Below are 12,811 nucleotides of genomic sequence, written 5' to 3'. Positions count from 1 at the left end.
CATCGAGTAAGCGCTCGACTCGATAATTAAACCACTTCCCCGAAAAAATCGGACCGGCGAAACCGCTCGAACACAAGATTTTTTCTTTGTCCAAATTCAAGGCAAAATGGACAGCATGCCGAGCCCTGTCATCGCCTCCGAAGGGCACAGTTCTTGGCAAACACTTCACGAATGGTTCAACGAACCACACGACTACGAGTGGATAAAACACCAGAGATCCGGCCGAGCAATCATTCCGATCTTCCGAACCTTGCTCGGAATGATGACGATCATCTTCGGGCTTTCCGCTTTCTACAAATTGATCGGACCGGATACACCGCCGACCACACCCGGCAAAGCACTGTCGGTTTTCATGATCTGCACATGTGTGGCGATCGCGGCGTGCTGGTTCACTCAACCGTTTCCAGGTCGCCGCGGCCTACTCGCATTCGGGATATTCGCAGATCTCGGGATCGCGGCCGCGGTACTTCTGGTGCCGGAACGCTCGTCCGGGACGTTCGGTTGCATCGTCTTTGCGGTCACCGGAACCTTTGCGACGCTTTTTGTCAGCGCAAGATGGCTTGTCGCTCATGTCCTCTGGTCGACGACTGTCACGACTACAGTATTCGTTCTTGCATACCTACAAGGCGAAGTCGATATCACGACGCTTCTCGCCCGCGGCACCGTTCTTTTCGGAGCTGTCACACTTGTTCCAATTTTTGCACACCTGACCTGGCGCACTCTGTACCGCGATGCCCAATATTCGGATCGTGATCCGCTTACCGGACTGTTCAACCGTCGCGGCCTCGAGGGGGCGGCCAGCGATCTCTTCGAGAGGGCTCGCGACGATTCTTCTTGTCTCGCTTTCATCGTCGTCGATATCGACAAATTCAAGACGGTGAATGATCTTCACGGTCACGCCGAGGGAGACCATGTCATCAGAAGAACAGCGAACCGCCTGAGTACGCATCTCGGAGAACGCGGGGTCATTGCTCGGACCGGTGGGGAAGAGTATCTGGCCGTCATCGCCGGGGATCCCGAATCAACGACTCTGTCGATCGAGGGGATAAACGCCGCGCTGTCGGACTGCTCCGATTCGATCGCCACTACGGTAAGCGTCGGAGCGGTGATCATGACCGCCGAATCGAAGGCGTGGAGCGGCGGTGCTTCCGCGATCCTGGCCGCGACAAATGTCGCGGATTCGATGATGTACCAAGCGAAAGCGGCAGGCGGCAATACCATCCGCTCGGCTCAGATCTGATTCACAGCCACGTCAACGGGTGAACGCTCCGACCGGATTCGGTGTCGGTTGCCGCCAGATACACGTCGACGCGCTCGGCCGTCAGAGCCTTGCTGATGTGGTAGCCCTGGACCAGGTCGCAGCCGACCCACTGAACGCGGCGGAACTGCTCAATCGTCTCGACGCCCTCGGCCAACGACCGCATGCCGAGAGCCGCGGCCAATTCGACAATGGATTTCACCACGGACATCTTCGGATCGTCCGAGTCCGTGACCAGCATGCGATCGATCTTGAGAACGTCGATCGGAAGTCTCTGAAGCGTGGCGAAAGACGAATAGCCGGTGCCGAAATCATCGAGTGCGACGGTGACACCGAGTTCACGCAGCTTGTAGAGATCCCGGATTGCCCGATCGTCCACAACACCCGTCTCGGTGATTTCGAGTTGCAGCAGATGCGGAGGCAAACCCGAATCCGTCAGAGCCTTCTTCACCATCGCGCCGAACTCTCGCGACACCAACTGCACTGGTGAAACGTTGACCGAGACGCCGATTCCGCTCGGCCACCCCGCAGCGGCCGCGGTCGCCATCGCCATTGCCTGTGCGCCGAGGGGGATGATCATTCCGGTTTCCTCCGCCACCGAGATGAACTGGCTGGGCCCGATGAGGCCGCGACTGGGATGGTTCCACCGAAGAAGAGCCTCGAACGCGACCACTTCACCGGTCTGAGTGTCGACCTGAGGTTGGTAGTGGAGATCGAACTGACCTTCCTCGATCCCCCTGTCCAGCTCGTGCAGCGCTGTTGCGCGTGCCGATGCCCGCGCTCGCAGTAACGGCGAGAACCTGCCGACTCGATTCCGTCCCGTCGACTTTGCTTCGTACAGAGCCAGATCCGCCAGCATCACCAGTCCGTCGGCGTCGGTGGAATCCTCGGGTGCGCTGGAGTAACCGATCGTGGCCCGCACCTCGATTCGATTGCCTTCTACGAAGAAGGGCTCATGGAGCACTGCCAGGTACCGATCGAAAATCTCACCGGGATCGTCGCCGGCCGAGGTACAGACGATGAGCCCGAATTCGTCGCCGCCCATCCTCGAGCACATGTCCGAACCGATGACGTCGCGCAGGCGTTTGGTGACTTCGAGAAGTAAGTGGTCCCCGATCGGATGGCCGAGGGTGTCGTTCACCGATTTGAAGTTGTCGAGGTCGAGAATCCCGACGAGGACCTGCTTCTCCGGCACCCGAGATTTGATGGCCGCCTCGAGCGCCACACCAAAGGCACGACGGTTGGGCAACCCCGTCAGCGAGTCGGTGGCAGCAAGACGAAGAATCTCCTGCTCGTGGACATACCTCTCCGTGATGTCAGATCCGACACCGCGCCAGCCCAGAATCACCCCGGACTCGAGGACCCGGGGATTACCGGAAAGTGACCACCAGCGTCGTTTGCCGTCGACATGCACTGGAACGACGGTGTCCCGGAACGAGGTACTCGATTCGAGTTTGTCGATCATTTCGGCCGCGGCCGCACGCCCCTCCGGACTCGATGCGATCTGGAGTCTGGTGAGGAGTTGCCCGAAGGTGAGTTGTTGCAACTCGTCCACCGTCATACCGGCGACCTCGGCGAGCCGGGCCGAGGTGTGGGAGAACCGGCCGTTGGTGTCACACTCCCAGAGCCAGTCGCGGGAACCGCCCTCGAAACCGTCGAGCAACAGTGCCACAGTTTGACGCTCGGATTCCGCCTGAAACTCTGCAAGACAACGTCGCTGGAACGAGGCCGAGAGATACACCGCACCCACCGTGAGCGCAAACATGTAGATGCACAACTGAATCGCAAGTACGCGAAAGTGGGGTTCGGCGTGGACGACGAGAACGGTGAATACGCCGAGGCCGTGAATGTAGATCCAAGTCAGGCTCACCGACCTCAGACTCGAAAACGTGACGGTTCCGGCGCCCATGATTCCGGCCATCGTCGCGATCAGCACCAAGTCACGGAAGACGTCCATGTCGTGGAAAAGCAAGGCGAAAAGTGTGACGTCGAGGCTCGCGATGACGATCACTTCGAGGAGCAGACCCGCGTAGTCGTAGCGCGGTGTGTGCTTCGACGGTCGCCAGCGAAGCGGTATCCATACTCGAATCGAATTCGCGAGGACAAGAAAGATGAGCGCGCCACCCAGCCATCTGAGCGTCTGACGTCCGGGCGGAACGGTGTACGCCAGAATCACGACCAAGCTCGCCATGTACGCAAGATTGGCGAACGGTGCGACGGCAGCAGCTTCGTCGATCTGACGGCGAAACAGGCTGTTACAGTCGGCCTCCGAAGCGGGATCCTGCCGACCAGGTCTACTCAGACGGTTCATCGACGGGGCATCCTGACATGTGCGCAGGCGCCAGCAGCGGGCGTCAAAACCGCTCGCCTGCCCATCCGAACCTCCCCTGGCTCCCCACCGAACCCTTTTCCGGCGAAACGTCAGTGTTTCAGACTCGCTGCTTGTTTCTCTACAACGGTAGCCATCTGACGAATCGATTGTGCGCAGATCACTATATCCAGAGGTCGGTCATTCGATCTTCCAGGTCGGTAAACGATTGCTGATTCTTAGCTCGACGCGCGTTTGCCGCCGACCGCGACACGTAAGGCTTGGCGCCTTCCTTCACATCCACGATCGCGTCCGCCGCGGATTCGGCGACACCGGCATCACCGAGAGCTGATCGGAGTTGCATTGTCGTCAAGAAGGGCAAACCCGAGGCCAGGTCAGTGCTCACTTGCTGCTGCACCGAGGTCGGAACCGATGGGTTGTCTTCGATGCCGGCAATCGCAGATGTCGTGAGGTTGTCGTACCTGGCGCTCAGGTCTCCGAAGCAGACCGGTCAGTGCTGTTCGAGAGTGAGCTGATCTGCCCAGGCCGATACGTCCCCTCGTTCCAGAGCCACCGCCAACAGCTCCGGAAATTTGTCCGGCGTGCACGCAAACGCGGGAATGCCGAGAGCACCCAGCGCCGCCGCATTGTCGTGATCGAACGACGGTGCCCCGTCGTCCGAGAGCGCCAGTAGAACCACGACTTGAACGCCGGAGGTCTTCATGGCGGCCATGCGTCGCAACATCTCGTTGCGGATACCGCCCTCGTAGAGGTCGGAGATGAGAACGAACATCGACTCGGCGGGACGCGAAATCAACGACTGGCTGTAGGCGATCGCGCGGTTGATGTCCGTGCCCCCACCGAGTTGCGTCCCGAACAAGACGTCGACCGGATCGGACAGTTTCTCTGTCAGATCAACGACGGCGGTGTCGAAAACGACGAGCGAAGTCTTCAGCGCCTGCATCGATGCCAACACCGCACCGAACACTGATGCGTAGACGACACTGGACGCCATCGAACCCGATTGATCGATCGCGAGCACCACGTCGCGCTGAACTGATTTCGACTTTCGGCCGTATCCGACGAGCCGCTCCGGAACGACGGTTCGATACTCAGGCAGATAGTGCGACAGATTTGCTCGGATGGTTCGATCCCAGTCGATGTCACGCAACTTCGGATTCGAAGTTCTGGCCGCGCGATTGAGTGCGCCGGTCACCGCGGCCTTCGTTTTCTGCGTGATTCGCTCCTCGACTTCGCGAACCACCTTGCCGACGACCATCCGAGCAGTTGCCTTGCTGGCCTCCGGCATGACCTGATTGAGGCTCAGAAGCGTCCCGACCAGATGCACATCCGGTTCGACCGCGTCGAGCAGTTCCGGTTCGAGCAGCAGTTGCGCCAAACCCAGCCGATCTATCGCGTCCTTCTGCATCACCTGCACCACCGTGCTGGGAAAGTACGTCCGGATGTCACCGAGCCATCTGGCGACGGACGGCGCCGACGCCCCCAATCCGGCTGAGCGACGTCGGCCCTTGCTGGGGCCGGACGAGTCGTAGAGCGCTGCAAGAGCCGCATCCATTCGACGCTCGCCCGGTTGGCCCAGTCCACCCGTCGACTCTTCGGCGGATTCCCCGAGCATCAATCTCCAGCGTCGAAGGCGCTGATCATCGTCGCTCATGCGCCCACCCCCAAGATGTCCGCAACGACCGCCATTGCCGCTCTGCCGCGTCGAGCATCGGTCTCCACTGTCGTTTCGACGCGTCGACCACCCCTGACCGCCTGACCGATCGCCCGACGTTCCCCGGCCTCGAAGGATCCGAACGTGCGTCGAAGCAACGGAAGCGTGTCGATGAAATCCTGCTCACGAAGGTGACGGACCCACGTGTCGATCAGCGCGAGCAACGCTCGATCGTGAATGAGCACAAGCCCTCCTCCGCCGAGAAACCCGTCGACCCACCCTGCCTTGGCGGTGGGCGCGCTTCCTACCGAAAGGGCCCGAGACAGACGCTGAACTGCAGCAGTTTCCGTGACGGAACCGCTGTCGCGAAGGAGCCGCACCATCCGGCCGACGAGAAGTCCGTTGACATCGTCACGGTCGATCACTCCGGCCATCGCCTGCAACCACCGTGCGCTCGCATCGCTGTCGTCACGGACCATGACTGCCGAGTGCACCTTGTCGAGGTGATCGCGAAACTCCTCGGCGCTGGGATCGTCCAACCCGGTGACGGCGACTGCGAGGCCGGTACAGATGCGGATCAGCAAGCTGTCGGCGACGTCGATCAACGCCGACACGTCGGTACCGCGCACGTCGCCGTATCTCAGTGTTCGGGTCAGTGTGGGTAGAGCGGCCATCAGATGTGACACGTCATGATCAAGCGCTGCAACCGTTTTCACGCTCTGCAGCACTGCGGACAGTGCTGCGGGAAGGTTTGCCAGCAGCGAGTTCTCCAGCAGTTCGACGAGTGAAGCAAGCGTGATTTCCGGTTCGTGAATCTTCGAGACGACCCGCGAGGCTGCCGCTTGGGCCACCGTCGTACCCCACAGCGACGCCTCGATCACCGACACCGAGAATTCGGGTTTCCATTGCAGCGCCCAGGTTTCCCGGAAAGTTCCGGTGGAACGGATCTCACTGTCGGCCGGAGTCCCCCAATCGATCTCGAGAATTCCCAGTCGGTGCAGGAACTGGGAACGTTCGACGTCGATGTCGCGTCGCAGGTCCAGATCCAGATTCTTTGCCCCTGCTTGTTGTTTGAGCCGCAACGTCTTCGAACGTGCGCGCAGGTCTGCTTCGAGTGGGACTGTCGGCGTCTCCTCGGGTACCGCGCCCAGTGCTTCGCCCACAACGAGTCTTCGTGTGATCAGATCCAGGAGAACATCGTTGCCGTCGCACATCACCGACCTCGTGGCCTCGGTAACTTCCGACAACCCCGCCAAGGGGCGAGAACGCAGTGCCGCCAACGTGTCTGCCAGCCGGACAGCCTCGATGACGTGGGCACTCGAGATCGGGAGGTCCTCGTCTCTGAGCACCCGGGCAACTTTGGTGAGCCACCGGGTGATCGTCTTGTCGTTCGCGGTGAACAGATGGTGATACCAACCCGGCGAAGTGATTCCGGCGCCGTAACCCGATGCCGATGCAAGGCGTGAATGTGTCCAGGGAACCCAAGTCAGCGAGGTCTTGATCTTGGACATTCCTTTGAGAATGCGAGCATCGGGGGCCGCAGGACCCAAGGCTCCGACCAACGCCGGCGCATGCCAGGCGCCGCAGACGACGGCAACCCTCTCGGCTCCTTCTTTCAACGTCTTTCGCACCACCTGGCGCATGTACGCTTCGCGATGCGCGGTCTCCTCGTCGATCGGCACTGTCTCACGCAGTGCCTCCATCGCCTCGGTGATCGCATCGAAAGAGTCTGCGCCCGAACTCGATTCGATCACCGAATCCCACCAGCGTTCAGTATCGTCGAAACCAGCGGCCGCGGCCAGTTCCGCCAGAGGATCACCCTCGCGTGTAGTACGAATCCCCTGATCCGCCAACACGTTGAACGCGGGCAGGTCGCAGAACCGTGCCTGCACACCGTTCTTCGCAGCCCACTGCAGCGCTTGCCATTCGGGTGAGAACACCGCAAATGGCCAGAAAGCCGCCTTCGACGGTTCACCAGTGGCATACGCGAGCAACGCAATCGGCGGTTCCATCGACTCCGATGCCGCCAGCATCACCAACGGATCTGCATCCGAAGGCCCTTCGATCAGGACGACGTCGGGTGAAAACTCTTCCAGGCCTTGCCGAACCGAACGGGCCGATCCGGGGCCGTGGTGACGGATACCGAAGACCCGGACTCGCAGATCCGGAATGGCGATGGTCACCCGGTTACCTCGCGGCATGCCCGGTAGAAGTCGGACCACTCTCCGCGCTCACGCACTACGGCCTCGAGGTACTCGTTCCACACCACCTTGTCTGCGACTGGATCCTTGATCACCGAACCCAGGATTCCGGCAGCGACGTCGGACGCCCGCAATACGCCGTCCCCGAAATGCGCGGACAGCGCCAAACCATTGGTGACCACCGAGATAGCCTCCGCCGTCGAGAGGGTTCCCGACGGGGACTTCAGCTTGGTTCGGCCGTCGGCGGTCGTTCCCGATCGTAGTTCCCGGAACACTGTGACGACCCGGCGGATTTCCTCGGCCGCTGCGGGGGTCGTCGGCAATTCCAATGCTGCGCCCAGCTGTTCGACTCGGCGCGCCACGATAGCCACCTCGTCCTCCTCACTGGCCGGCAACGGCAGGACGACGGTATTGAACCGTCGACGCAATGCCGACGACAGATCGTTGACACCGCGATCACGATCGTTGGCGGTTGCGATCAGGTTGAAGCCCTTGGCTGCCTGCACCTCGATGCCCAGTTCCGGCACCGGCAACGTCTTCTCGGAGAGAATGGTGATGAGCGCGTCCTGCACGTCAGCCGGAATACGCGTCAACTCTTCGACGCGAGCGATCTTCCCGGTTTCCATCGCGGTCATCACCGGAGAATGCACCAACGCCCCTGCCGTCGGTCCTTCCGCTAGGAGGCGGGCGTAATTCCAGCCGTAGCGAATAGCTTCCTCGGGAGTACCGGACGTACCTTGAACCAGGAGCGTCGACGCGCCCGAGATTGCCGCCGAAAGATGTTCGGAGACCCAGGTCTTGGCTGTTCCCGGCACACCCAACAGCAGTAAAGCCCGATCGGTGGCAAGAGTTGCGACGGCCACTTCCATCAACCGCCGTGGACCGACGTACTTCGGCGAAATGACTGTTCCGTCATCGAGAGTGCCACCCAACAGATACGTCACCACAGCCCACGGCGACAAGTTCCACGACGGCGGGCGCGGGCGGGTGTCCTGCGCGGCAAGCGCCTCGAGTTCGAGCGCGTACTCCTGCTCTGCGTGGGGCCGCATCAGCTTTGCCGGTTCCGCGAGCTTTGCTGGTTCCGTGGCAGGCACGGTTACGCTGTCAGTCACTTGAGCTCCTCGAGCAGAGTCTTGCGGTGGGTGATGGCACTGGCCGTTCTGGCGAAGGTTTGCCGCCAGTCCGGGTCACGAGCACGCTCCGCCGCCCGGTCCAGCAAAGTTACTGCACTGTAGGGAAATCGACTCTCGGCCAGGCGTAGCGATGCGCTGTATTTGTAGCGCGAGAATTCGCCGGCCTTGGCGCCCCCATCGGCACGTCTGGCCGCAACTCGTTCCCACTGGGCCACGACTGCCCGGGTGATGTCATCTGGCCATGGACCTCGCAGAGCGTCGTAGATCGCTGCCCGGCCCGGATGCAGAACATTGGCGTCGCCGTTTCCGGACCTCAACAGATCCGCCAGCGCCTCGGCGGGCACCAACGGGAGAAGTCGACGATCGGTGGCTACGCCTCGCGTGCGAAAGAGTTCCAAAGCCCATTCCACATTGTTCTGCGCCACTGCAGCATTGGACCAAGCGTCGTGAAGGATCGGCTCCCAATCTTCGTCGACGCTCATCCCCAAAACCTTGTCGGGTCCACCGATCATGTTGTTCCACAAGAACAAAGGCGCAGAACTGATCGCTTGACGGACGTACTCGGCGCGATAGTCAGTGTGTGGGTTCGGCCGGTCTTCGATACCGTCTCGCTTCGCCGCTGCATCGACTTCCTCAGGCGGCACGACGACAATGGTGGACCGAAGGAGTTTCCGTTCCACCCGCACCCATTTCTGAACCCGAGCAACCATTCTCTGCCCGAACTCCGATTCGGGTAGTCGTCCGAGCACCTCCACTGCTGCGCGCCGCACGTCCTTGCGACGGTCGTCGAGGGCTTCCTCCAACAACGGTTGATCATCCGCGCTCAATCCGTTTGCCAGCGCCGAGACGAACGCAGCCTTCTGTTCTCCTCGCTCGGCGCCCCAGGACTTTCGGAGTTCGGCCAGCGCCATCGCAGGATCTGTTCGGCGAGTGTCTATCAACCACTGCGTGCGCTGGGACGAACTTCCGTGACGCCATACGTCCGGGTTTGCATCCCTGGTTCGGACGAGCTTGCTCCACTCGGGGTTTTGCGCGGCGAGCCAGCGACCTCGCTCGCCGACCAGCTGCAGAATACTCTCGCGGTGAGTTTCGCTCGTCCGAGCGTAGGAAAGCAGTTCGGCAACAAGATGATCAGGCGCACGGTAGTTGTGCGCCAATGCGACGGTGAACCATTCGTCGAGCAAGGTCGCCTTGGCAGCGAGCATCGACATCAGATGTGCGGATGACGATTCCGGCAGGGTGAATCGCACATCGTCTGGAGCAGGCGTCGGCACAGTCGCCGTGGTGGAGCCCGCACCACCACGGCGGTACGCCCGCTCCAGCGCGACTGCGGCGAGAAGCAACTCGGCAGGATCTCCGTCGAGTTCGCGCGCGTAGGCACGCACGTCAGCCGGAAGTTCCTCGAATGTTGTTGCTGTTCTGGCCGTCCCGAGAAGCGCAGCCGAGATCAATGTGCTCACAGCACGATCACCTGTCCTCCCGTGAAAACCGAGATCGGGGTAAGAGCCTGCGCATTCCACGTTCCACAGACCGTGACCGGATAGCCACCGGAAATGCCCAGCAATTTCCACAGTGGGTCCGAATCGCCCTCTGCCCGAATCGCTGTCCCCGATTCATCGACGAGAAACCAGGCACCGTCGACGAATGAGGGAACCATCGAACTGATCACTGCCGGCCAAGACCGCAACCATGGATCTGCCGCGAGCGCATCGGTAAACTGCTGCAACGCAGCGTCGATGCTTCCGGACGGCATGGTTGTGAAGGGCTCCGGTTCTCCGTGCGTTGCCCCCATCCGCGCCCGCAATGCCGCGGCACCGGGATAGAAATGCACATCGGCGTTGAGCAGAAACCCGACTGGCGGCGTTTCGGTGGCAAAATTCGGTGACCCGTGGGAGAAGTCGAGCAGCATGGCCCACCGTTGCGAATTCCTGCCGAGCATCCACACCGTTCGGGTGAACAGTCGCTTCTCCTCGGTGATCCCGGAACCGAGAATCATCCAGTTCTCTTGCATTGGAGTCGATTCCATAACACTCTCGGTTGAGACCGGATAACCGACGTGTGCCTTCACGGAATGGGCAAGATCTTCCGGCAACTCGGACAGCTTCTGATGCGCAGCGACCAGCAGGTGCAACCGAGCCAACTCGTCGAGGACTTTCTCGGGCCAGTTTTCGTTAGACGCAACGGTTCCCGCCAATGCTCGAAGCGTACCTGCGACACCGGGCGCCTGAGCATCCACCATTCGAGCGGCTACTGCGTCTAAGCCCGCCCAGGACGTGTCCATCGCCGCCAGACCACTCCGGATCTGATCGGTGATCCACAGATCCAATTCGACGAGACCGCTCGCAACGCGGTCGGCGCGCTTCTGCGCAGTTGCCGGGTCGGGAGACTTCCTAGGCGCCTCGTCCGCCGTGGTCTCGGCGCTGATGGTCTCGGCGCTGGTCTTGGCCTTCTCCTCGCGGCGCAACAGCCACTCGGCAGCGAAGTCGGCTGGCTCGTCCGCCGAAGGCACTCGCCCTTCCGACCATTCCACCAGCAGCCCCAGGGCATGTTTGCACGGAAACTTCCGACTGGGGCACGAGCACTTGTACGCAGGGCCGCGCAGGTCAACCACAGCTTGATACGGCTTCGAGCCGCTTCCCTGGCACAGCCCCCAGAGCGCGAGACCCTTGTTACCGGTGTGGCTCCACGATCCAACCAACTTGCGCGCAGCAGCCAGCGATGCGGCGTCGGGAGCTACCGATGCCACCTGCCCAGCTGTCCACGGCGAAGTCACTCGACCACAGTATGACAACCCGCTGACATCGCAGAGTCAGGCCGATCCTTTAATGAAGTAACTCTTGACTCGAACGTGTGTTCGAGTATTGTTGGGGGTGGGGATCGGGGGATTCTATGAGTGTCTTGTTGTCGGACGTGGTGTCTGGCTCGGCGGTGGGGTTACGCGGACGTCTGTGGCAATTGACTGCCGCGGAGTTACGCGCTGCTGCTATCGAGGCGAGTGCGGAAATTCTGCGCCTGGAAGCCGTTCGTGTGGCGGTGGTGGACGAACTCTCGATGCGCCCGGACGATCAGGTGATCGCCAACCGCGGAGTCGGGCCGTGGTTGGCGGCCAACACGATGCTGCAGGTTCGGGACGGGAAGAAGATCGCCGCCCTGGGCGCCGCGTTGCGGCCGTTCCCGGCTGTGGCGGCTCGGTTCGATGTTGGGGATTGCTCGTTCGATCACGCCGTCTTGATCGTGACGTTCTGTGAATCCCCGCCGAAGGGGATGCCGGAGGAAGCACTCCCTCGCTGCATCGACTTGTTGCTCGCAGCTGCGTCGGGTGTGGAAGCGACGACGACGAAGGTGCGGCACGTCATCGCGACCTTGGAGCGCGTGTTCGAATCGGATGAGATTCCGCCAGCCGAAGACGTGGATCGGAACGAGCTCCGGATCGCCTCGACCTTGAACGGTCGGGTGGTGGTGCGGGGTGATTTCGACGCTCTCACCGGCGAAATGCTGCTCTCGGCGTTGTCGAATCTGACGATGCCGACCCCGGCGCCGGACGGAACCCCCGATGCCCGGTCGGCGGCGAAGCGGACGGCGGACGGGTTCACCGAACTGATCCGCCGGTACCTCGACTGCGCGAAAGCCGGAACCGATGGTGGTCAGCGACCGCACGTGAACGTGCACATCAACGCGCGCGATCTCGCTGAGCATCGGGACTGCGCCGCAACACCAACTGATGGCGAAGAGTCCCCGTCGGATCTCGACGTCGGGCACATGCCATGGCTCGGACCACTCTCGGTGTCGCAGACGAGGCTTCTCGGCTGTGATTGTTTCCTGTCGACTGTCCTACTCGACGATCACGGCGCGCCCTTGGATGCGAAACCCGGAAAACGTCTGGTCAACGCCGAACAGAGAGTGGCGTTGATTGCCCGAGACAAGGGCTGCGCGTTCCCGGGGTGTTCATGCGTACCGGCGTGGACGGACGCGCACCATATCCGGCACTGGGCTAACGGCGGTCCGACGGTGATGAACAACCTGGTCCTGCTGTGCCGCTCGCACCACCGGTTGATGCACCGCAAATCCGGGTTCGTCGGAAAATGGGACATCCGAATAGGCGTCGACAACAAACCGTGGTTCATCCCGCCGCCCTCGATCGACCCCGGGCAGCAACCCAGGCCGGCGAACACCACCTTCAAAACCTGAGAACAGTTTCTCAGGCACAACAGAATACGGCCAGGCTCCGCATCGGAC

The 12,811-nt window shown here is 61.4% G+C and carries 9 protein-coding genes; 2 read left to right on the top strand and 7 right to left on the bottom strand.

What is annotated here, in order from left to right; translation table 11 throughout:
* Nucleotides 1-115: 115 nt before the first annotated feature.
* A complete protein-coding gene (locus ACFWEM_RS02165; RefSeq protein ID WP_378530730.1) occupies nucleotides 116-1,240 on the top strand; it encodes a GGDEF domain-containing protein in 1,125 nt (374 codons plus the stop codon).
* A 1-nt stretch (nucleotide 1,241) separates the two neighbouring features.
* Here ACFWEM_RS02165 and ACFWEM_RS02160 read toward each other — a convergent pair whose 3' ends face one another.
* From ACFWEM_RS02160 to ACFWEM_RS02130, 7 genes are all read right to left on the bottom strand, one after another.
* Complete coding sequence (locus ACFWEM_RS02160; protein ID WP_378530728.1) at nucleotides 1,242-3,569, bottom strand: putative bifunctional diguanylate cyclase/phosphodiesterase; 2,328 nt, start codon at nucleotides 3,567-3,569, stop codon at nucleotides 1,242-1,244.
* A gap of 181 nt (nucleotides 3,570-3,750) precedes the next feature.
* Nucleotides 3,751-3,972: a hypothetical protein gene (locus ACFWEM_RS02155; RefSeq protein ID WP_378530726.1), complete on the bottom strand. Its 222-nt coding sequence runs from the start codon at nucleotides 3,970-3,972 to the stop codon at nucleotides 3,751-3,753.
* 105 nt (nucleotides 3,973-4,077) lie between these two features.
* A complete protein-coding gene (locus ACFWEM_RS02150) occupies nucleotides 4,078-5,241 on the bottom strand; it encodes a VWA domain-containing protein (protein WP_378530724.1) in 1,164 nt (387 codons plus the stop codon).
* Nucleotides 5,238-7,442 (bottom strand): DUF5682 family protein, encoded by a 2,205-nt coding sequence (locus ACFWEM_RS02145; RefSeq protein ID WP_378530722.1) that lies wholly within the window; start codon nucleotides 7,440-7,442, stop codon nucleotides 5,238-5,240. The genes ACFWEM_RS02150 and ACFWEM_RS02145 overlap by 4 nt, the downstream gene beginning before the upstream one ends.
* On the bottom strand, nucleotides 7,421-8,491 hold the full coding sequence (locus ACFWEM_RS02140; RefSeq protein WP_378532711.1) for an AAA family ATPase: 1,071 nt from the start codon (nucleotides 8,489-8,491) through the stop codon (nucleotides 7,421-7,423). The genes ACFWEM_RS02145 and ACFWEM_RS02140 overlap by 22 nt, the downstream gene beginning before the upstream one ends.
* A gap of 59 nt (nucleotides 8,492-8,550) precedes the next feature.
* Nucleotides 8,551-10,035, bottom strand: a complete 1,485-nt coding sequence (locus ACFWEM_RS02135; protein ID WP_378530720.1) for a DUF5691 domain-containing protein — start codon at nucleotides 10,033-10,035, stop codon at nucleotides 8,551-8,553.
* Nucleotides 10,032-11,348: an SWIM zinc finger family protein gene (locus ACFWEM_RS02130; RefSeq protein WP_378530718.1), complete on the bottom strand. Its 1,317-nt coding sequence runs from the start codon at nucleotides 11,346-11,348 to the stop codon at nucleotides 10,032-10,034. The genes ACFWEM_RS02135 and ACFWEM_RS02130 overlap by 4 nt, the downstream gene beginning before the upstream one ends.
* A 116-nt stretch (nucleotides 11,349-11,464) precedes the next feature.
* Between ACFWEM_RS02130 and ACFWEM_RS02125 the strand changes: the two genes are divergently transcribed.
* Nucleotides 11,465-12,763: a DUF222 domain-containing protein gene (locus tag ACFWEM_RS02125; RefSeq protein WP_378530716.1), complete on the top strand. Its 1,299-nt coding sequence runs from the start codon at nucleotides 11,465-11,467 to the stop codon at nucleotides 12,761-12,763.
* Nucleotides 12,764-12,811 lie beyond the last annotated feature (48 nt).

Source organism: Rhodococcus sp. NPDC060176, assembly GCF_042728675.1.
Lineage (GTDB): Bacteria > Actinomycetota > Actinomycetes > Mycobacteriales > Mycobacteriaceae > Rhodococcus_F.
Note: the sequence above shows the minus strand (reverse complement) of the source record. Positions and strands in the feature narration are given on the sequence as shown.